The organism is Neorhizobium sp. P12A, from assembly GCF_008365395.1.
GTDB lineage: Bacteria > Pseudomonadota > Alphaproteobacteria > Rhizobiales > Rhizobiaceae > Rhizobium.
On sequence record NZ_QOVX01000003.1, the window covers coordinates 398,189 to 420,151 of the forward strand.

Genomic DNA, 21,963 nt, shown 5'->3' on the forward strand with positions numbered 1-21,963 from the left:
CTCCTTTTCCGGCAATCAAACGCAACTGTGGCCAAAAGAGTTCCCCCCTTTGGCCACACCGATCAATGCACATGATGGTGAAGAGAAACTGCGCTATCCGCCGATGGGATAGCCCTCTTCGAGGTGGGCGATCACTTGACCGTTGATTGTCACACCGTAACCTGCCGCATCGGACGATTTTGAGACCGAAATGCGGTATTTCCCTGTCGCCAGATCAAGCTCTGCGGAGAACCCATCCCATGCAGAAGGAAGCGCCGGTTTCACGTAAAGGTGACCGTCCCTCACGCGGATGCCGAGGATGCCCTCGATCGCCACGCGGTAGAGCCAGCCGGCCGAACCCGTGTACCAGGTCCAGCCGCCACGACCGGTGAGCTGGCCTTCGCCATAGATGTCGGCGGCAACCACATAGGGCTCGACGCGATAGACGTCGGCCGACGCCTGGTCGAGGGCGTGGTTGACCGGGTTTAGCATGTCGAAGCAACGCAGCGCGTCATCACCGCGATTCATCTCGGCCAGCGCCATGACCACCCAGGTGGCCGCATGTGAATACTGCCCGCCGTTTTCGCGAACGCCCGGTGGATAGGCCTTGATATAGCCCGGATCCTTGTTCGACTTCTGGAAGGCCGGCGTGAACAGGCGGATGATCTTGGCCTCGGGATCGACGAGTTTGTCGAGCACGGCGCCCATGGCCGCTTCGGAATGGGCCTTGTCGCCCTCGCCCGAAAGCACGCTCCAGGACTGCGCGATTGAATCGATCCGGCATTCCATGCTTTCGCTGGAGCCGAGCGGACTGCCGTCGTCGAAATAGCCGCGGCGATAGTAGCCGCCGTCCCAGCCGGCCGTTTCCAGCGCCTTCTTCAGCTCCGGAATATGCCGCGTCCAGCGCTCGACGCGGTCCCTGTCGCCGCGGGCCTCGGCATAGGGCAGGAAGGCCTTCAGCGTGCTGACGAGGAACCAGCCGAGCCAGGTGCTCTCGCCACGTCCCTGGAAGCCGACGCGGTTCATGCCGTCGTTCCAGTCGCCGCCGAGGATGAGCGGCAGGCCGTTGCTGCCCTTGCGCTTGATCGCTAGATCGAGCGCCAGTGCCGCGTGCTCGTACACGCTGACCTTATCCTTGGAAACCGTCGGATGGTAGAAGGCGTCGTGGATCCCTGGCATGAGGGCTGCGCCTTCGATGAAGGGAAGCTCCTCATCGAGTAGCGTGCGATCACCCGTCACGATGCAATACTGGTTGATCGCATAGGCGAGCCAGACCACGTCGTCGGAAATATGCGTGCGCACGCCGGCGCCGGTTTCCGGCAGCCACCAGTGCTGGACATCGCCTTCGCGGAACTGGCGCCGGGCGGCATTCAGGATCTGCTTGCGGGCAAGATCCGGCGAATGCGTCAGGAAGGCCAGCGTGTCCTGGAGCTGGTCGCGGAAGCCGAAAGCGCCGCTCGCCTGATAGAACGCCGTACGCGCCATGATGCGGCAGCCGAGGCTCTGATAGGGAAGCCAGGCATTGATCATGTGGTTCATCGCCGCATCCGGCGTCGAGATCTGCAGGCGGCTGGTAAAGTCGTTCCAGAAGGACTGACCTGCCTGCAGGACCTCGTCGAACTCGGTACTCCGCATATCCGAGATTAGCGCGCGAGCCTCGTCCTGGGACGCGGTATCGCCCATGTAGAAGCAGATATCCCGCTCCTCGCCAGCCGCGATACTCAGATCAATCGCAAGCGCAGCACAGGGGTCGCCGTCCATCTCCATCGAGTTGGAAAGCTCCGAACCATAGGCCACGGCCTGCGGCGCCTGGATCGTTCCGAACTTGCCGATGAACTCGCGGCGGCTTGCCGAAACACTGGTCGCAGCCTCGCTTGCCGCGAAGAAGGCCACGCGCGTCGAGTAATCGATGCTGTAGGGGTTGGAGGCCAGCAGCGAGCCGGTACCCTCGTCATGCGTCGACATGATGAATGGCTTGGTGCGGCGCGGATTGCTGCCCAGCACCCACTCGGCATAGCCGTAGAGGCGCAACCTGCGGCTCTCCTTGCCGGTGTTGCGGATGCGCATGCGCATCAGCTTGGCCGGGCGCTCGCGATGGACCGTGTGGGTCATCTCCATCGCGACATCGTCCTGCGTGCTCGAGAAGACCGAGTAGCCGAGGCCGTGCCGCGCCTCGAACTGCGCGGTCGATTGGCGCGACAGGGCGGCGTAAGGTGTCATTACCCTGCCGCTCTCGAGATCGGCCAGATAGACCGCCTCGCCTGGACGGTTGATCACCATGTCGTTGGTCCACGGCGTCAGCTGGTAGTCGCGCGAATTGACGCTCCAGGTAAAGCCGGCGCCTTCTGCTGAAATGTGGAAGCCGAAATGCTCGTTCGAGATGACGTTGATCCACGGATGCGGCGTCGACTGGCCGCCATTGAGGCGCACGACATATTCGCGGCCGTCGCGGGCAAAGCCGCCATAGCCGTTCCAGAAGTCGAGATCGCCGGCGTCTTCGACAGTCGAGGCCGAGAAGGCCGGTTCTAGTGGGATCATGCGGGTCGGGCCGGTCGTGTCACCCTGGCGCGTCGATATCAGCGACGGGCCACGGGCAATCTGATCGACGATCTTGCCGTTGCGGGCATGGAAGACCACGCGGGACGCTGCGAGGATCGCGCGATATGTCCCCTCCTCGATCAAGTCCTTGCGAACCGCAAAGAGGTGGTGCCCGATATTGTCGGACCGACGCCGCACATTCTCGCAAGCCGCCTCGAGCAACTGCTGCATGTCCTGGGCATCGTCGACCGCGCGTTCGTTGAGGATCACGAGATCGATGATGATGCCACGGGAATGGAGATATTCCAGCGCGCTCAGCGCCTCCTTGGCGATGCCGAGGTCTATGTCGTCATTGATGCGCAACGTGAAGATCGGGAAATCGCCCGAAATCGATACCGGCCAGAGCGCGGATTGCGACTGCAACCCAGCCTTGACTGTCGCCGCATCGGCGCGCAGGTGCATATCGGGATAGACGACATAGCGGGCCAAGTGCTGGAAGACGGCCGCCTGCTGCGAGGTCACGCCGACATGGCGCATCTGCATCTGCGTACGCGTCCAGGCCTGCGTGAGTTCCCGCGAGAAGGCATCGGGGTGACGGTAGCGTTCCACCGCCTTGTCGACGTCGTCGCGGCTTGGCGCGGCGATTGTCCAGAAAATCACGCTCACCTTCTTGCCGGCCGGTACGCGCACGACGCGGCGCAGCGACAGGCAGGCATCCATCGTGAAGCCATCGGTGCCCGAGAGCGCAGCACCGGGATCGAAGGCGGCGGCTTCGGAAAGGCTGCGGCCGCGACCGATGAACTTGCGGCGATCGGTTTCGAATTCCGTCGGACGTTCCGGGCCGGCATTGTCGACGATCAGATGCGCCATCGCCATGTCGGGCTCGTTCGGATCGCGCTTGTTGCGCTCGACGCGGATCACGTCGCCACGGCGGCCGATCTCGGTCTTGAGGAACATGCGTGCGAAGACCGGATGCGCCGCATCGACGTCATCCGAGGTCACGACCGGCTCAAGGTAGGAGGTCACTTCGATGAAGCGATCCTCCGTGCCCATGTTGAGCAGGGTGACGCGGCGACCTTCGGCATCGTTTTCCGTCGCGACGATGCATTCGACTTCGCTCGTGAAGTCGCCGATCGTCTTGCTGAATTCCGCCTTTTCGTCGCTGAAGCTGACCTTGGTCTTCTCGCCCTCGATGCTGCGTGGCTCAGCCGTTGCCGACCACCACTGGCCGGAGACCGTATCGCGCAGGAAGATGAAGGTGCCCCAGCGATCCTCGGTCGGATCGGCGCGCCAGCGCGAAACGGCAAGTCCGTTCCAGCGCGAGTAGCCGGCGCCGGTCGCCGTCAGCATGACGGAATAGTGGCCGTTGGACAGGAAGCTCAGTTCGCGATCCTGCTGGCCCGGATTGTCGATCTTGCGCACTTCCGGCCGCAGCAGGTCTTCCTGGATATTGGCCGGCGCATCACTTTCATGCTTGGCGGCCATGACGGGAATGTCGCGCGGCGCCTTTTCCTGTAGCAGCAGTTCGGCTGCTTCGATCACGGGATCGGCGTGGAAAAGCTCGCGCAGCAGGCCGTTGAGCGCAACGTTTGCGATAGCTGCGATCGACATGCCATGATGGTGCGCATAGTAGTTGTAGACGACGGCGCACTTCTTGCCCTCAGGCACGCGCGTCGGCGTGAAATCGACGGCATCGTGGAAGCCGTACATGCCGAGCGCGCCGACCTTGCGCAGCTTCTGCAGATTTTCCAGCGCCGCTTCCGGATTATACTGGCTGGCGAGGATCGAGGCATAGGGCGCGATGACGGCATTCTGGCCGAGGCCGCGCTTCAGGCCGAGCGAGGGCACACCGAAATTGGTGTACTGATAGTGCATTTGTGTGTCGCGAGCGTTGAAGGCCGCTTCCGAAATGCCCCAGGGCGTGCCGAGCCGGCGCGCATAGTTCATCTGCTCCAGCACGATCAGATTGTTGGTCTGGTTGAGGACACCGCCCTGGCGCTCCTGCATGACGAGCGGCGGCATCAAATATTCGAACATCGAGCCCGACCAGGAGACCAGCGCGCCGCGCGAACCGACGGCGACGACATGGCGGCCAAGCTTGTACCAGTGCTCGGTCGGCAGATCGCCCTTGGCGATGGAAAACAGGCTGGTCAGGCGTGCTTCCGAGGCCAGGAGGTCGTAGCAGGCGGCATCGAGCTCGCCGGTTTCGACACGGAAGCCGATCGACAGCAGCCGTCGCTCCGGCCGGTAAAGGAAGCTGAAGTCCATCGAGAAGGCGATCTCGCGCATGGTGTCGCGGAGCTTTGCCAGACGCTGGCGCAGCGTATCAACATTCGACAGATCGTAAGTGCTGTCGGAGATATGGCCTTCGCAGACCTTGATCAGCGATTCCGCCCAGCGGGTTACTTCGCCGCTTTGAGTCGACTTTACCTCGTGGTCGAGGTTGGCCGCAAGCTTCTGGATATCGTGCGCAAGCACGGACAGGTTGATGATGCGGATCGAGGCGAATTCGTGCTCGCGCTTGACGGCGGCAAGCGCATTCTGGAAGCCCATGATACGCTCTTCCAGGCGCCGGCGCAGCGGGCGAACCGTCTTGCGGTCGTCAGGCAGGTCTGCCAGCACTTCACCGAGGATGCCGGCAACGTCGCCGATACCGTCTAGATTGCCATGCATATGTGCCGATGGCGCCTCCGCCCAGATGCGACAGGCCGATGAGACGGCGATCAGATGGCCGGCAAAGTTGCCGCTATCGACCGACGACACGTAGCGCTGGCCCATCGGCCGCAGCGTGTCGGTATGGTACCAGTTGAAGAGGTGTCCGCGGAATTTCTCCATCCGCTCGACGGTCGCGATGGTCTTTTCCATCTTGTCGATCGTCTCTTCGAAGGACAGCCAGCCGAAATGGCGCGCCGACACGACGGAGAGCAGATAGACGCCGATATTGGTCGGCGACGTGCGCGGTGCTGGCACGGCGTGCGGCGTCTGCTGGACGTTGTCCGGGGGCAGGTGATGCTGCTGCTCGATGACGAAGGTCTCGAAATAGCGCCAGGTGCGGCGCGCGATCTTCCGCAACTCGGCCGAGACATGCTCGGGCACGTCGAGGCGATCCTCCGTCTCGGCGGACTGGCTGACATACCAGGCAACGGCCGGAGACAGGATCCAGAGAGCGGCGAAGGGAATGCCGACGAGGTAGGCATTGCCGCCCGAAAACACCGCCAGGATGATGGCCAGCAACGCCATGACAGGCGCGTGCCACATGACGCGGTAATGGCCGAAGATGGTCGTCTGGGCAACGGCCTGGGCGCTCGCGGCAGTGCGCCACTGCAGCATCAGCTTGCGCGTCACGAACAGTCGGTAGAGCGAGCGGATGATTGCATCCGCCATCATGCAGGCGGTATCTGCGATGAAGACGACGCGCAACGCCACCTGGGCGTTTGCCCCCTTCACGTCATTCCAGACGGTGTAGAGATGCGCCCTGGCGATGATATCGCTGGTGCGCGGGATGATGCCGTTGATCAGCGACAGCGTCGGCGCCACGAACAGGCAGAAGATCAGAAGGATCTGCCAGACGAGCGCACCGAAGGCGCCCATGAAGTACCAGCCGAAGATCGAGGCGAAGAACCAGGCGATCGGCGTCAAAGAACGGCGCAGGTTGTCGAACATCTTCCAGCGGCCAAGCCCGGTCACGCCGCGCTTCGAAGTGAAGATATAGGGAAGCAGCTGCCAGTCGCCGCGTGCCCAACGATGCTGGCGCGACACTTCGACTTCATAGCGGATCGGAAAGTCTTCGACGAGTTCTGCATCTGTCACGAGCGCGCAACGCGCCATCGAGCCTTCGAGAAGGTCGTGGCTCAGAACCGAATTCTCGTCGATCTTGCCGCGTAGGGACGTCTCGAACGCATCGACGTGATAAAGCCCCTTGCCGGTGAAGGTGCCTTCGCCGGTCAGGTCCTGATAGACGTCTGACACGGTGAAGACATAGGGGTCGAGGCCGCGATTGACGGAGAAGATGCGCTGGAAGACCGATGCATCCTTGCCGGTCGTCAGCGAGGGCGTCACGCGTGGCTGCAATACACCGTAGCCGCTGACGACCCTCCGGCTTTCCGGATCGACGACCGGACGGTTGATCGGGTGATAGAGCTTGCCGACGAGCTTGGTGACCGTATCGCGCACGAGGCGCGTGTCGGAATCCAGCGTCATGACATACTGGACATCCTTCGGCACAATGTTTGCGCCGGGCAGAAAGGTCGTATCGCGGTCGCCGCGCAGCAGCATGTTGAGCTCATGCAGCTTGCCGCGCTTGCGCTCCCAGCCCATCCAGACGCCTTCGCCCTGACTGTAGAGCCGGCGACGGTGCAGGAGGTAGAAGCGGGTCTTGCGGTCATGCGCATAGCGGGCCGAGAGCTTCGCGATCTCGCCGCGCGCATAATCCAGAACTTCCAGATCGGATTCCGTCTCCTCGAACTGGCTGTCCGGCCAGTCGCTGAGCAGCGCGAAATAGAGTTCGCCGCGCGGGTTGGCGAGATAGTGGACTTCGAGATTGCGCACGAGTTCGTCGACGCTGTCGCGGTTCGAGATCAGCGTCGGCACAACGAGGAGCGTGCGCGCGTCTTCCGGCACGCCCTCTTCGAACTCATAGCCGACGAGGCGATCCGGCGTCGTGAAGAAGGTCGCGAAGAAATTGAACAGGCCTGTCGCGCCCTCGGACGCCGGAAGCGTGAACATCACAAGCAGAAGAATCGTCTGGGGAATGCCGATACCCTCGTGGATCATCACGCTGCCGACAATGATGAGGGCGAGAACCGTGATCACAATGACGGGAACCGCGATCGAAAGCCAGTTGCACTGGCGCACGAAGCGCAGGAACTGCTGCGAGACGGACGGTCGGAAGCCGATCGCCTCCTCCAGCTTTTCCCGCTGCGTGCCGACAAGGAAACCGCCGACATTGGGCTCGTGCGGCTGCGGCGCCGAAGAGGTCTTTGCCTCCTCCATCATGTCGATGGCGATCTGCGCGATCTCCATTTCGCTCTTGCCGGAGCGGCGGGAGAGCTTTTCGATCTGCTTGCGATAGGCATTGCGCGAACCGGGATCGAGTTCGGCATAGTCGGTCTGCGTCCAGAGCTGCTTGTCGACCTTGCTGACCTCTTCGACCCACACCGACCATTCGGTATCGTCGATCTCGCGCAGGCTCCTGATGATGCTGCCCATCGTGACATTGCCGGCCGACAGGCGGTTGTGTTCCGCCATGGTCACCGCTTCGATATTCGTGCCCGCGGCCTCGAGCCGCCGCTCCAGCCAGTCGATCGCGACCCCCGAGGTCTGCGACCCGTCGCGCATGCGGTAGAGGAACTGCGCAGCAAAAGTATTGTCTGTTGCCAGCGGCTCCAGCGACTTCAGATAGTCGAGCGCCCTGGCATCGTCGTTCAGGCGGATGAGTTCGTCGGCGGCCTCGTTGGCCTTGCGGCGCATCGTCCGGCTCGCGTCGACGCGGGACGAAATACGGCGCAGATTGTCGACGAGCACATAGCGAACCAGAGACGGGATCGCCCAGAGTTCGCCGATCTTGAAGGTTCCGTGCTTCTGGAAGCCGTCGACCATTGCCATCAGGCTGGCATAGGAGACGCTGCTTTGCGTATGGGCGACGTAAAGCCAGGCGAAAGCCAACGTGCGCGGCATCACCATGCCCTCGACCGTCATGGTGTTGAGTTCGCGATAGAATTTCTTCGGGAAGTCGCGGCGGACCTCCTGGATCGCTTCTTCGATAATGTAGTGGTTGTCGAGCAGCCATTCGGCGGCCGGCGTGATCGTCTCGCCCCGCTCCACATCGATCGCGGCAGACTTGTAGACGCGCAGGATCTCGGTTTCGTTTTCGCGATGCCGCGCAAAGAAGTCGAAGGGCTGGAAGCCAGGAAGCTTCATGCTGCTGTCCAGCGCAAACGCTTCCCCGCATTCCCGCAACTGATCGCTGGAAAACTGCGTCGAGCGGATCATATCGGTCTGATTGATCTGCTTGACTTCGGGGTCCTGGGACGGAGCGGTGGAAGAAACTTGAGATGACATGGGTTCGGGTTCTGGATCCAAACAGAGTTACAGGCATTCGCCTTAACCCGTTTGCGCAATTCGGCAGAACAGTTCACGCATTCTGGCTTTGCGGGGCTTTTGAGCCGCACAGAATGAACGTGAACGTGAGATGCCGCGGCGCAAACCGATCGGGGCGGAAATTTTCACGAGCGCTATCGTCGGGTTTGGCAATTGTTAAATTACCACTTTTCCGACACCCGCGAAACTTGGACGCGAAGCGCATCATTCAAGTGGGCGCGTCAACGAAAGTCGGAAAAAGACAGTTAAATTCGCGGCATGCTCCCAGCATGCAGACATTTCACACCGAGTTCGTTCGGCATGAAGTCGGCATCTGAGCCGCAATATACGAGAAGCGATGTCTTGAAATGGTGAGGTGGCACGCGTTCACCCGCCCGGACCGAGCGCGGTAGAAGGCAATGCAGATCTGAGGGAAAACGGAGCTACCGGGAAATCCCAAGATAGAAGGAACGGATTTCCAAAGGATGGCTTGTCCGGCAACTGCCGAACGAGGCGGAATGCGATGGCGAGCGATCAGACGAGCACGCCGCAGACGACAGCAGCGACAAAGATGAACGCTGCAGAAAAAAGCGCGACATGGAAGACCGTCTGGATCTTGTGGCGCAGCGACGCGTTTCCAGTGACAGGAAGCCGCTTGCCCGACACAGAATCGTCCAACTGGTTAACCTGAGTATTCGTAATACCCCAATTCGCCATGTGCTGCCTCCAGTTGTTTATTATGTTTTTATTCATACTGCCCGCGCCCGTAGCGCAGTCATGCACATTCACACTGACTCTATCAAATAGGTAGAGATAATTTTTTATCCAGTGGGACGGGTGAGAAAAAATTAACCCCTAAGTCCAACGCATTAGATCAGCAGAGGATGCGGCGAGCCCATATCAGCGTGCGCTCCATGGCGCTGTCGCTCGGGGCTTCGTTGGGTCCGACTTTGCGCCGGTCCTTTTCTTCGGGAAGGTCGATGCGGACCTGCTCCGTGGCTTTTACCGGCGGATGAAGATAGCCCATGGTCATGCCACCCATGAAAAACATGCTTGCCTCCATGCTCCGCGATCACGAAACCTAACCGCCGTTAACAAGATCATGACAGAAATGCGGCAACTGTCAATAGTCTAGAGGATTGGTCGTCTTTTAAGGGTCGCTTAACCAAGACGTAGCGAGAAACTGCGCTGATTATCAAGGGATTAGACATCAGGCATCGCCCTTGAATGGAAAAGTCCGGCTTGGATTAATCCAACCGGACTCAAAATAATTTTCACCGCTTTGGGCTATTCGCGAGCTTCGCCGACTAGGCGGCCTCAGTCGAAAACTGATCCACGGCGGCGATAACGCCGCGTAATTCCGCAAGCCCCTTCAGGCGGCCAATGCAGGAATAGCCCGGATTGACCTTCTTCTCCTGATCGTCGATCAGCAGGTGGCCGTGATCAGGACGCATCGGGATGACATGATCCGCCCTGCCCTCTGCAGCGCGTCGCCGCTCTTCCTTCCGCAAGACCGAAATCAGCGACACCATGTTGACGTCGCCGCCGAGATGTTCGGATTCGACGAAGGATCCGTCTGCTTCCTTGCTGACATTGCGCAGGTGTGCGAAATGAATCCTGCTTGCAAAGCGGCTCGCCATCGCCACGACATCATTTCCGTGACGCGACGCGTAGGAGCCGGCGCAGAGCGTGATGCCGTTGGCCTCATGATCGACAGCGGCAAGAAGCGTCTCCACATCCTCCACCTTCGAAACGACGCGCGGCAGGCCGAAGAGCGAGAACGGCGGATCGTCGGGATGGATGGCAAGCCGGACATTGTTCTCGGCGGCGACAGGCACGACCTCCCTGAGGAACTCGACCAGATTGGCCCGCATATCCTCGTCCGAAACATCGTCGAAGGCCGCGATATGCCCGCGGATGGTCTCGCGGGTATGGCTGTCCTCGCCACCGGGAAGGCCGGCGATGATGTTCTTCTCGAGCGTCAGGACATCGCTCTCGCTCATGCCGGCCAGACGCTTGCGCGCCGCCTCGATCACGTCGGGCGCGTAGCTGCCCTCGGCCCCCTTCCGCTTCAGCACGAAGGCATCGTAGGCGACGAAATCGATCATGTCGAAGCGCAGGGCAAAGCCGCCTGCCTCCGTGGGATAAAGCAGGTTCGTCCGCGTCCAGTCGACCACAGGCATGAAATTGTAGCAGACCACAGGGACGCCGCCCTTGCCCAGATTGGCAAGGCTCTCCTTCCAGGCATCGACATAGCTGCGCCATTTTTCATTGCGCAGCTTGATCGCCGAATTGACCGGTATGGATTCGCAGACCGACCATACCATGCCGGCCTTCCGGACCAGCGCCATGCGCTCGGCAACGTCGTCAGGCGTCCAGACGCGGCCGTCATAGATATGATGCAACGCGGTCACGATACCATGCGCGCCCGCCTGTCGCGCATGTGAGAGCTTGACCGGATCTTCGGGTCCAAACCACCGCCAGCTTTCCAGCATATCATCTCCTCCTCATAATGTTGGACAATTAAACGCCAAAAGGCCTTATTGCTCAAGCCACAATCGGCATTTGCCAAATTAAGACCAACATAATAGGATGGAGCGGCGTATTCAGGAGTTCCCATGGAAGAAATTCCGCGCCCATCGGCGGTGGATGGCGTCGTCCGGCAGATCAGATCGCTGATCCGCGAGCGCGGCATGGTGGTCGGCGATGTCCTGCCGAGCGAGGCGGAACTGGCCGTCATGTTCGAGTCCAGCCGCAACACCGTCCGCGAGGCTTTTCGAACGCTGAAAGCCTATGGCGTGGCCGAATCGCGCCAGAAGGTCGGCGCCGTCCTGACGGATCAGCACCAGATCGCCATGCGCGACCTTTTTTCCTTCGCAATGGAGATCTCGGTCGACGCCTTTCGCGACATCCAGGGCTATCGCCGCCTGACGGAAATGAACCTTTTCGACCTGCTGCAGGATAGGCTTTCGGAGGAGATATTTGCCGAGATGGAGGCCATCAACCTCGCCATCCGCTCCGCATCCAGTCCCGAGCAGGCATCGGAACTCGATTTCCAGTTTCATCGGACAATGGTCGATGCGGCGGGAAACCGGACGCTGTCTGAAACCTACGGCATGCTGAAGCCGGTCATCCAGCGCATCATGCTATCGGGCAAATCGCAGCGCCAAGCACTGGAATCGGTGGCATCGGAGCATGGCGAGATCGTGCAGGCGCTGCGCGCCCGGGATCGCATCGCCTTCGTCTATCACATGGACCGGCACCTGAACGCCGGGCTTGAATTCATAAGGGACCAGTCGTCCTCCGGCACAGCAGGGGACAGCGGCAAGGAGGATAGCTGATGGGAGACTTCACGGGAAAAGCAGCCGTCGTGACGGGCACGACCGGCATCGGCCGCGCGGTGGCGCTGCATCTGGCAGGGAAGGGCGCCTCGGTCGTTTCGCTCGGCATCGATCAAGCCGCCAATGCGGAACTCACGGACCTCGCATCGTCGAAGGATCTGCCGATCCGCGTCATTCATGCCGATGTGTCTGTCCCCGACAGCGTCCGCGACGCCATGGGCGAAGCGACCTCCCATCTTGGCGGCATCGATATCATCGTCAATGCGGCCGCCATCCACCCATATGGCGACGCCACCAGCACGCCGTTCGATGTGTTTCTCCGCTGCATGGCGGTCAATGTCGGCTCCATCCATCTGACGGCCGAATTCGGCGTTCCCGAAATGCGCAAGCGCGGCGGCGGGGTGATCGTCAATATATCAAGCGTCCAGGGCTTCGCCTGCCAGCGCGGCGTCTCGGCCTATGTCGCCTCCAAGGGCGCCATCCATGCGCTGACGAGGGCAATGGCAATGGATTTCGCGCAGGATCGCATCCGGGTCGTGTCGATCAGCCCCGGTTCGGTGCGCACGCCCATTCTCGAACTCGCGGCCCGCACCTTCGAGGGCGAAGATGCCGATATCGAGCAGGTCTTCAATCGCTTCGGCGAGGCACATCCGCTCGGCCGCATCGGCGAGCCGGAAGAGGTTGCCGCCCTTGCCGCGTTCCTGGCCTCGGATCAGGCATCCTTCATAACGGGCTCCGACCACCGGATCGACGGTGGTTTGACGGCCGGCATAGGCGTGCGCTGAGTCCGGGTAAAGTGCGCGAAGCCGGCTTCTATGCCCGGACAAAACCCTTGCTGGCGATCATCAGGTTGCGGGTATAATCCTGCGTTACCACGCCCTGCGACAGCTCCCTTGCAGTCAGCCGCTCGACAACGGCACCGTTCTGCATAACAGCCAGCCGGTCGCACATATGGGTGACCACGCCGAGATCATGGCTGACCATGACGAAGGTCAGGTTACGATCGCGGCGCACCTGTTCCAGGAGATTGAGCACTTCCGCCTGCACCGAGGCATCCAGCGCCGAGGTAGGCTCGTCCAGCAAGAGAATCGTCGGCTCCAGGATCAGCGCCCGCGCGATCGCAACGCGCTGGCGCTGGCCGCCCGACAGCTGATGCGGATAGCGGAACCGGAAGCCGTTGCCGAGCCCGACCTCGTCAAGCGCCCGCGTGATCCGGCTCTCGCTGTCGCCGACGCCATGGATCGCCAGGGGCTCGAGCAATAGCCGGTCGATCGTCTGGCGTGGGTGCAGGGAGCCGTAGGGGTCCTGAAACACCATCTGGACGCTGCGGTAGAAATCCTTGCTGCGCCTGGCGCCCTGCAAGGTCGTGCCTTCGACCCTGATTGAGCCGCCGCTGACCGGTGCCAGACCGGCAACAGCCCGCAGCAGCGTCGACTTGCCCGATCCGGACTCGCCGACCAGACCGAAGGATTCGCCTTCCGCCACATCGATGCTGACGGCATCGAGCGCATAATAGCCATCATAGACGACGCTGAGACTGTCGATGGAAAGGGTCGCGTTCATGCAGCCCACTCCGGCTTGCGGTCGAGGACGGGCAGGGGATGGCGATCCTCGCCGATCTGGGGCATGCAGCTGAGCAGCCCCTGCGTATAGGGATGCTTGGCATTCCTGAGATCGGATGCCGCCAGTTCCTCGACGACCTTGCCGGCATACATGACGAGCACGCGATCGCAGAAGGACGAGACGAGGCGCAGATCGTGCGAGACGAAGATCAACCCCATGCCGCGCTCCGACACCAGCTTGTCCATGATGCGCAGCACGTCAAGCTGCACGGTGACGTCGAGCGCAGAGGTCGGCTCATCGGCGATCAGAAGCTCGGGACCGGCGATCAGCATCATTGCGATCATCACGCGCTGGCCCATGCCGCCGGAAACCTCATGCGGATGCAGGCCGAAGACTCGGCTGGGATCACGGATCTGCACCGCCTCCAGCATGTCGAGCACCCGCTTACGGGCCTCCGCCTTGCCGATCCTTTCATGGGCGCGCAGCGTCTCCATGATCTGCCTGCCGATCGTCATGACCGGATCGAGCGAATATTTCGGATCCTGCAGCACCATGGCGATGCGCTTGCCGCGCAGATTGCGCCGCTCTCTTGGTGAAGCCTTCAGCAGGTCGATGCCGTTAAAGTCGAGCTTGTCTGCTGTGACGATGCCAGGCGATGCGGTCAGCCCCATGATGGCACGGCCGGTCTGGGACTTGCCGGAGCCGCTCTCGCCGACGATACCGAGACGTTCCTTGCCGAGCGTAAACGAGACCCCGCGCACCGCCTCGATGACGCCGGTGCGTGTGGGATAGCGGACGCGGAGATTTTCGACGGTCAACATCGTGCTCACTGGCCGCTCTCCCTGGGATCCAGCGCATCGCGCAAACCATCGCCAAGCAGGTTGAAGCCGAGGCTGACGACAAGAATGGCAATGCCGGGCATGGCAGCGACCCACCATTGATCGAGGATGAAGCGGCGGCCATCGGCGATCATCGTTCCCCATTCCGGCAGCGGCGGCTGGGCGCCGAGGCCGAGGAAGCCGAGGCCGGCGGCCGTCAAGATGATGCCCGCCATATCGAGCGTGACACGCACGATCAGCGAGGAAATGCAGAGCGGCATGATATGGCGAAAGATGATGCGAACAGGCGACGCCCCCATCAACTGTACTGCCGCGATATAGTCCGACCGGCGCACCGTCATCGTCTCGGCGCGGGCGATGCGCGCATAGGGCGGCCAGGAGGTAATCGCGATCGCGATGATGGCGTTCTGGATGCCGGGGCCGAGGGCGGCGACGAAGGCAAGCGCCAGCACGAGCTTGGGGAAGGCGAGGAAGATGTCGGTGATGCGCATCAGCACCGCATCCGTCCAGCCGCCGGCATAGCCGGAAACCGTTCCGACGATCAGCCCGATCGGCGCGGAAATGATCGCGACCAGCACGACGACGAGCAGCGTCCAGCGCGAGCCGTAGAGCAGCCTCGAAAGAATGTCCCGGCCCTGATCGTCGGTGCCCAGCCAATAGCCGGGGCTGCCGGGCGGCAGGAGACGCGCGCCCGTCAGGTCTCCAATCACGGGCGAATGCGGCGCAAGCACGCCGGCGAAGGCGGCGATCAAAAGCAGCGCCACGATGATCAGCAGCCCGACCACGGCAAGGTGATTGGCCGTAAACTGCCGCCAGGTCACATAGGCGCGACCGAGCCTCGCCTGGAGGCGCGATTGCGGCCGGTCGGACAGGAGCCATTCGCGGCGGCTCATCTTTGATGTCAAGGGGGGCGGGGTCGAAGTGGCAGGGCTCGTCATTTGCGGCGCGTCCTTGGGTCGAGGGTCCGATAGAGAAGATCGGAGAGAAGATTGATGCCGATGAAGACCGTGCCGATAACGATCGTGCCGCCGAGAACGGCGTTCATGTCGGCATTCTGCAGCGAATTGGTGATGTAGAAGCCGATGCCGGGCCAGGAGAACACCGTCTCCGTCAGCACCGATCCTTCCAGCAGCCCGGCATAGGACAGCGCGATAACAGTCACCAGCGGAACGGCAGCGTTGCGCAGCGCATGGCCCCAGATCACGCGCCGCTCCGAAAGACCCTTGGCGCGGACGGCGACGATATATTCCTGCCCCATCTCGTTCAGCATGAAGCTGCGCGTCATGCGGCTGATATAGGCCAGAGAAAAGTAGCCGAGCAACGATCCCGGCAGGATGATGTGGCGGAACACGTCCCAGAAGACGTCCCATTGCCCCTGCCAGGCGGCATCGATCAGGAAAAAGCCGGTGATCGGCTCGAACGTATATTCATAGGCGATGTCGATCCGTCCCGGAAACGCCACCCAGTTCAGCCTGGCGTAGAAGATCACCAGTGAGATCAGCGCCAGCCAGAAGATCGGCACCGAATAGCCGACGAGGCCGACGACGCGCACCAGCTGGTCGATGAAGCTGCCACGCTTGACGGCGGCAAGCACGCCGAGCGGAATGCCGATGACGGTGCCGATGATCGTGCCGACGGTTGCGAGCTCCATCGTCGCCGGAAAGGCGCGGCGGATATCGTCCATGACAGGATTGGTTGTCAGAACGGATGTGCCGAAATCGCCCGAGAGCGCCTGCTTCAAATAGATATAGAACTGCTCGTAGAGCGGCAGGTCCAATCCGAGCTCACGACGCGTGCGCTCGACGACATCGGCGGGCGCCCGGTCGCCGAGAATGGCGAGCACGGGATCGATCGGCACCACGCGGCCGATGAAAAAGGTGACGGCGAGAAGGCCGAGATAGGTCGTGACGGCGACGACCAGGAAACGGAGGATGCCCATGGCGATGGGCGCGGCACGGCCCTTTGCGGGCCGTACCTCCATTTTGCGTTCAACGAGACTCAATAAACCGATCCTATCGGATGATTACTTCGAGATCGGGCCGACGAAGTTGGTGTCGAAGCTCGGGCCGAGCTTGAAGCCCTGCAGCTTCTTGCTGTAGCCGGCGACTTCCGTCTGCTGGAAGAGGATGACGAACGGGCTCGCATCGAGGAACTTCTTCTGGACGTCCTGATACATGGCGGCGCGCTTGTCGGCATCCGGCTCGAAGAGGGCAGCCTTCGTCACCTTCTCAAGCTCGGGCGTGGTCCAGTCATTGCGCCATGCCAGCGTCTTGTTCTTGCCTTCGTCGGAATTGTCGGCGTTGGTCGTGAACGTATCGGCGTTGGAGTTCGGATCCCAGTAGTCCATGCCCCAGTTGCCGAAGTAGATGTCGTGATTGCGGGCGCGATACTTGGTCAGCTTCTGCTTGCCGTCGCCCGGAATGATCTCGACCTTGATGCCTGCCTGACCGAGCGTCTGCTGGATCGAAGTCGCGACGCTGGTGTCCGGCTCGATGCTGCGCACGTCCATGGTGACGGAGAAGCCATCAGGCAACCCGGCCTTGGCCAGCAGCTCCTTCGCCTTGGCGACGTCGAGCTTGAAGGGGTTTTCGTCAAGAGCGCCGAGAACGCCCTTCGGCTCGAAGGTCTGGTGGATTTCGCCGATGCCCTTGATCAGCGTCTTGCCGATCGCGTCGTAGTCGACCAGGTACTTGAAGGCCTGCTGTACTTCCGGCTTGGCCAGGTTGGCGTTCTTCTGGTTCAAGCTGACATAGTAGACCGTGCCCTTCGGAGCGTTGGTCGAGGCCAGGTCGGCATTCTTTTCGACGGCGGCAAGGTCGGTCGGCGACAGGTTGCGGGCGATATCGATGTCGCCCTTCTCAAGCGCAAGGCGTTGCGCCGAACTCTCCTTCATGAAGCGGTAGATTACGCGCGCAAGCTTCGACTTCTCGCCGTAATAATTGTCGTTGCGTTCAAGCACGACAGCCTCATTGGCGCGCCATTCGCGCAGCTTGAACACACCGGAACCAGCATAGCCGGTCTTCAGCCAGCCATTGCCGAAATCGTTGTCGTACTTGTAGTCGGCGGTCGGCGTCATCGGCTTGACGTGCTGCATGACCAGCTTCTTGTCCACCACTTCAGCGACCGTCGCCGTCAGGCAGTTCAGGACGAAGGACGGCGCATAGGGCTTGTCGACCGTAAAGGTAAAGGTATCCGGAGCCGTGGCCTTCGCCTTTTCCGTGACGTTGTCGCCGGTCAGGCCGAACTGGCTGAGGATGAAGGCCGGGCTCTTGTCGAGCTTGACGACACGCTCGAAGGAATAGGCGACGTCATCGGCAGTGATCGGATTGCCGGAAGCAAATTTCAGACCCGGCTTCAGCTTAAACGTATAGGTCAGATGATCATCGGAAACCGTCCAGCTCTGGGCGAGGTCGCCTTCGATCTTTGACGTGTCGGCAATGTTCAGCCGCACGAGCAGGCTATAGCTGTTGCCGGTGACTTCAGCGGCCGAAAGCTCATAGGCTTCTGCCGGATCCATCGAGATGATGTCGTCGAAGGAAAAACCTTCAACCAGCGTATCCTTCGGCGTCGCCGCAAAGGCGCTCGGTGCCGTCATCATGAGGAGGGAGATTGCGGCACCGGCTGTCAGCAACTGGGCTTTGCGGTTTAGTCTGGCGTAGGTCATGTTTATTCCCCTGTTTTTGAACTGTTGGTTTTTTAAGCTGCGGCCTTGCCGGTCTCTCCCCAGGCGGATGCGAGGATGCGAAGCCAGTTTTCCCGGCATAGTTTTGCAAGATCGGCGTCACCATATCCGGCGCCCCTAAGGGCTTCAATCAGCCTCTGGTTGCCCGAAGCGTCGCCGATATCTTCCGGAATTGTTGCACCATCAAAGTCCGAGCCGAGCGCCACGCAATCGATCCCCATGCGCTCGACGAGATGATCGACATGGCGCAGCATGGTTTCGATCGGCGTGCCTGCGTCCGAGCGGCCGTCGTCGCGCAGCATCGCGGTCGCATAGTTCAGGCCGACGACGCCGCGGCTTTCGCGGATCGCATCGAGCTGCTTGTCGGTGAGGTTGCGGGCGACGGGCGTCAGCGCATGCGCATTGGAATGGCTGGCGACCAACGGCTGGTCGCTGGTCTTCGCTACATCCCAGAAGCCCCGTTCGGTAATATGGGCAAGATCGATCAGAACGCCGAGGCGATTGCACTCGCGGACGAGTTCGAAGCCCGCTTCCGTCAATCCCAGGCCGGTATCCGGCGACATCGGAAAGGCGAAGGGCACGCCGTGCGCAAACACGTTGTTGCGGCTCCAGACCGGCCCGAGCGAACGCAGGCCCATGGCGTAGAATGTTTCGAGCGCGGCCAGATCGGCGCCAATCGCCTCGCAGCCCTCCATATGCATGACGGCGGCAAAGATGCCCTTTTCCATGGACTGGCGGATGTCCGAGGTCGAACGGCAGAGCTTCCAGGCGCCGGCGCGGTCGAGACGCAGCGCGATCGCAGCCATTTCGTTGGCAATGTCGAGAGATGGCCACCGCTCCAGCGGCGCGGCAAGCGGCGTCACATAATGCCCGTTGCGATCAGGTTCGGCAAAAACCAGATCGCCTGAAGGAATGTAGATGGCGCAAAGGCCACCCGCGAGACCGCCCGCCCTTGCGCGAGGCGCATCGATGTGTCCTGACGACGTTCCGTCCCTGAATTCGGCGATCGGGTCTGCCCCATCGCGGGCATGGGTCCAAAGTCTCAGGAGAACGTCGTTATGACCATCGAATACAAGCTGCATCGTCTACCCTAAAATGCCCTCTCGGGCGGATCCGAAAGACACAGCATAAAAAAGATGCAAGGATTCGCCACCGATAATTTTGAAAAATGCCTTTGAGGATTAAAATAATTTCCCTCTGAGTGGAATCAAACGAAAAGAGCGGGGGCTGACGCTCCCGCTCGACTGACAGAACTCAATTGGCAAACGCGTGTGGCGTCAATGCTTTACGCGCTTCTTCTGGCGGTAGACGTCGACCACGACAGCCGCAACGATGATCAGGCCCTTGACGATCTCTTGGTAGTAGGCGTCCACCCGGAGGAATGTGAAGCCCGACGTCATGACGCCGAGAATGACCGTGCCGATAACGGTTCCGGTGATGCGCCCGACGCCGCCGGTCAGCGACGTGCCGCCGATAACAGTCGCCGCGATCGCGTCAAGCTCGTACATCACGCCCATGCCGGCCTGTGCCGTCTGCGCGCGGGCGGCGGTGACGACACCGGCAAGCCCTGCCAAAAGGCCGGCGATCGCATAGACCTTCACCAGATGCGACTCGATGTTGATACCGGAGACACGTGCCGCCTGCACGTTGGCGCCGATCGCATAGGTGAACTTGCCGTATCGCGTGTAGCGCAGGGCGATGTGGAAGATCAGCGCCACGACCAAAAAGACGATGACGGGCCAGATGCCTGTGCCGATGAAATTGAACTGATCGGTCAGGCCGGAGACCGGCTGGCCCTTCGTGTACCACTTGGCGACGCCGCGCGCCGACACCATCATGCCGAGCGTGGCGATAAAAGGCGGAATGCCGGTGCGGGCAATGAGCTGACCGTTGACGATGCCGGCCGCCAGACCGATCAGCAGGCCGACGCCGATCGGAATGAAGAAGGGCAGGTCCGTCAGCCCTGGATAGAGCGCCCGAGGCCAGGTGGAGGCCTGCGCAAAGCTCGCTGCGATCATAGCCGTCATGCCGACGACGGAACCGGAGGAAAGATCGATGCCGCCTGTTATGATCACCTGGGTCACGCCGACGGCGATGATGCCGATAACGGCGACCTGCAGGACCATGATCGTCAGGCGCTGCGAATTGAACAGGAAGCTCTGGCCGATGAAGATCCAGCCGAGAATTTCGAAGATCAGCGCAATGCCGACCAGCACCATGAGGATACTAATTTCAGGCGGGATGCGGCGACGCCGTCTCTGCATCGGGCTTGCGACCGGCGCGGCGGCCTCTGCGATTTTTGTAGCCATGTTCGTTCCTCCCTGTGATGGCTCTGCGGCGGCCTAGTCACCGTGCCGCAAGATCCATCACCTTGATCTGGGTTGCCTCCGCGCGATCGAGAAAGCCGGTCACCCGACCCTCGTGCATCACCATGATGCGGTCGCTCATCCCGAGCACCTCGGGCATTTCAGAAGAAATCATGATGACGGCGACGCCATTGCGCGCCATCTCGGTCACCAGGCGATGGATTTCCGCCTTGGCGCCGACGTCGATGCCACGGGTCGGCTCGTCGAGAATGAGGATCTTAGGGTTCGTCAGGAGCCAGCGTCCGATCAATACCTTCTGCTGGTTGCCGCCCGAAAGATTCTGGACGCGTTCGTCGAGATTGGGCGTCTTGATGCGCAGCTTGCGCGCCATGTCCTCGCAGGTCGCTTCGATCGCGCCTTCCTGGACGAAACCGGCCTTCACGAATTTGTCCTGGAGCACGGCGATCTGCATGTTTTCAAACACGTTGAGGATCAGCAGGCAGCCGGTATCCTTCCGGTCCTCCGTCAGGAACGCCATGTTGTTCTGGATGGCGACCGTCGGCGATGAAATGTTCGCCGGCTTGCCGAACAGTTCGATCGTGCCCGAGGTCGCAGGCGTCACGCCGAACAGAGTTTCGGCTACGTTCGAGCGGCCGGAACCGACCAATCCCGCCACCCCGAGGATTTCGCCGGCGCGGACCTCGAAGGAAACGTCGTGGAAGACGTTATTCAGACAGAGATCCTTGACCGACAGCACGACATCGCCGATCGGCACCTCCTCCTTCGGAAACATCTGCGTGATCTCGCGGCCGACCATCATGCGGATGATGTCGTCTCGGGTCACATCGGTGGAAGCATGCGTGCCGATATACTTCCCGTCGCGAAACACCGAGAATTCATCGGCAATCTCGAACAGCTCGTTCATCTTGTGGGTGATGTAGACAATGCCGATACCCTGGGAACGCAGGCCGCGGATGATTTCGAAGAGATGCGCCACCTCCCGCTCCGTCAGCGCCGAGGTCGGCTCGTCCATGATGAGCACGTCGGAATCGTAGGAAACGGCCTTGGCGATCTCGACCATCTGCCGGTTGGCGACGGACAGATGCCGGACCTCGATCTCGGGATCGAGCGTTATATTGAGCCGGCGAAACAATTCCTCGGTCTTGCGCCGCATCTCGCCATGATCGACGAAGCCGAGGCGGGTCTTTGGTTCACGGCGGATCCAGATGTTTTCCGCAACGGTCATGAAGGGCATCAGGTTCAGCTCCTGATGGATCATCGCGATGCCGTTTTCGAGCGCGTCGAGCGGTGATTTCAGGCGGATGCCGACACCCCTAAGCCGGATGTCGCCCTGGTCAGGCGTATAGATGCCGGCGAGGATCTTCATCAGCGTCGATTTGCCGGCGCCGTTTTCGCCCATCAGCGCATGAACCGTACCGCGCTTCAGCCGGAATGTGACGTCGTCGAGCGCCACGACGCCCGGAAATTCCTTGCGAATGCCCTCAGCGGCAAGAAGAAATTCAGCATTTGGAACTGCGCCGCTGGCACGTACCGCAGCCATGGTGGATGGGCTGACAACCATCGCTCCCTCCCGGGACAGATCGGGGACAATGGATGCGGGCCAGATGCCCGCATCC

The 21,963-nt window shown here is 61.2% G+C and carries 14 protein-coding genes; 2 read left to right on the forward strand and 12 right to left on the reverse strand.

The window, feature by feature from the left end:
- Window positions 1–93 precede the first annotated feature (93 nt).
- From DTW90_RS13725 to uxuA, 4 genes are all read right to left on the reverse strand, one after another.
- Window positions 94–8,577 (reverse strand): glucoamylase family protein, encoded by an 8,484-nt coding sequence (locus DTW90_RS13725; RefSeq protein WP_149338969.1) that lies wholly within the window; start codon window positions 8,575–8,577, stop codon window positions 94–96.
- Between the two features lie 552 nt (window positions 8,578–9,129).
- Complete coding sequence (locus DTW90_RS13730; RefSeq protein WP_149338971.1) at window positions 9,130–9,312, reverse strand: hypothetical protein; 183 nt, start codon at window positions 9,310–9,312, stop codon at window positions 9,130–9,132.
- A gap of 157 nt (window positions 9,313–9,469) precedes the next feature.
- Window positions 9,470–9,646 (reverse strand): hypothetical protein, encoded by a 177-nt coding sequence (locus tag DTW90_RS37125; RefSeq protein WP_188079942.1) that lies wholly within the window; start codon window positions 9,644–9,646, stop codon window positions 9,470–9,472.
- Between the two features lie 256 nt (window positions 9,647–9,902).
- Window positions 9,903–11,090 carry a mannonate dehydratase gene (uxuA, locus tag DTW90_RS13735; protein ID WP_149338973.1) on the reverse strand — a complete coding sequence of 396 codons (1,188 nt, stop codon included), beginning with the start codon at window positions 11,088–11,090 and terminating at the stop codon, window positions 9,903–9,905.
- Between the two features lie 123 nt (window positions 11,091–11,213).
- Here uxuA and DTW90_RS13740 point away from each other — a divergent pair, with 123 nt between their 5' ends.
- A complete protein-coding gene (locus DTW90_RS13740) occupies window positions 11,214–11,936 on the forward strand; it encodes an FCD domain-containing protein (protein ID WP_149338974.1) in 723 nt (240 codons plus the stop codon).
- On the forward strand, window positions 11,936–12,721 hold the full coding sequence (locus DTW90_RS13745) for an SDR family oxidoreductase (RefSeq protein ID WP_149338976.1): 786 nt from the start codon (window positions 11,936–11,938) through the stop codon (window positions 12,719–12,721). The genes DTW90_RS13740 and DTW90_RS13745 overlap by 1 nt, the downstream gene beginning before the upstream one ends.
- A gap of 28 nt (window positions 12,722–12,749) precedes the next feature.
- Here the strand turns inward: DTW90_RS13745 and DTW90_RS13750 are convergent, their stop codons facing one another.
- From DTW90_RS13750 to DTW90_RS13785, 8 genes are all read right to left on the reverse strand, one after another.
- Complete coding sequence (locus tag DTW90_RS13750) at window positions 12,750–13,499, reverse strand: ABC transporter ATP-binding protein (protein ID WP_149338978.1); 750 nt, start codon at window positions 13,497–13,499, stop codon at window positions 12,750–12,752.
- The gene (locus DTW90_RS13755; protein WP_149338979.1) at window positions 13,496–14,329 is read right to left on the reverse strand and encodes an ABC transporter ATP-binding protein; all 834 of its coding nucleotides are present in this window, start codon (window positions 14,327–14,329) and stop codon (window positions 13,496–13,498) included. Before DTW90_RS13755 ends, DTW90_RS13750 begins: the two co-directional genes overlap by 4 nt.
- Window positions 14,326–15,276, reverse strand: coding sequence for an ABC transporter permease (locus tag DTW90_RS13760; protein ID WP_149338981.1), 951 nt, complete (start codon window positions 15,274–15,276; stop codon window positions 14,326–14,328). The genes DTW90_RS13755 and DTW90_RS13760 overlap by 4 nt, the downstream gene beginning before the upstream one ends.
- On the reverse strand, window positions 15,273–16,340 hold the full coding sequence (locus tag DTW90_RS13765; RefSeq protein ID WP_188079943.1) for an ABC transporter permease: 1,068 nt from the start codon (window positions 16,338–16,340) through the stop codon (window positions 15,273–15,275). The genes DTW90_RS13760 and DTW90_RS13765 overlap by 4 nt, the downstream gene beginning before the upstream one ends.
- A 21-nt stretch (window positions 16,341–16,361) precedes the next feature.
- Window positions 16,362–18,002, reverse strand: coding sequence for an ABC transporter substrate-binding protein (locus DTW90_RS13770; protein ID WP_149338983.1), 1,641 nt, complete (start codon window positions 18,000–18,002; stop codon window positions 16,362–16,364).
- Between the two features lie 32 nt (window positions 18,003–18,034).
- Window positions 18,035–19,102, reverse strand: coding sequence for a dipeptidase (locus DTW90_RS13775; protein ID WP_149338985.1), 1,068 nt, complete (start codon window positions 19,100–19,102; stop codon window positions 18,035–18,037).
- Between the two features lie 195 nt (window positions 19,103–19,297).
- On the reverse strand, window positions 19,298–20,329 hold the full coding sequence (locus DTW90_RS13780; RefSeq protein WP_132522385.1) for an ABC transporter permease: 1,032 nt from the start codon (window positions 20,327–20,329) through the stop codon (window positions 19,298–19,300).
- 37 nt (window positions 20,330–20,366) lie between these two features.
- On the reverse strand, window positions 20,367–21,908 hold the full coding sequence (locus DTW90_RS13785; protein ID WP_132522387.1) for a sugar ABC transporter ATP-binding protein: 1,542 nt from the start codon (window positions 21,906–21,908) through the stop codon (window positions 20,367–20,369).
- Between the last annotated feature and the right edge of the window lie 55 nt (window positions 21,909–21,963).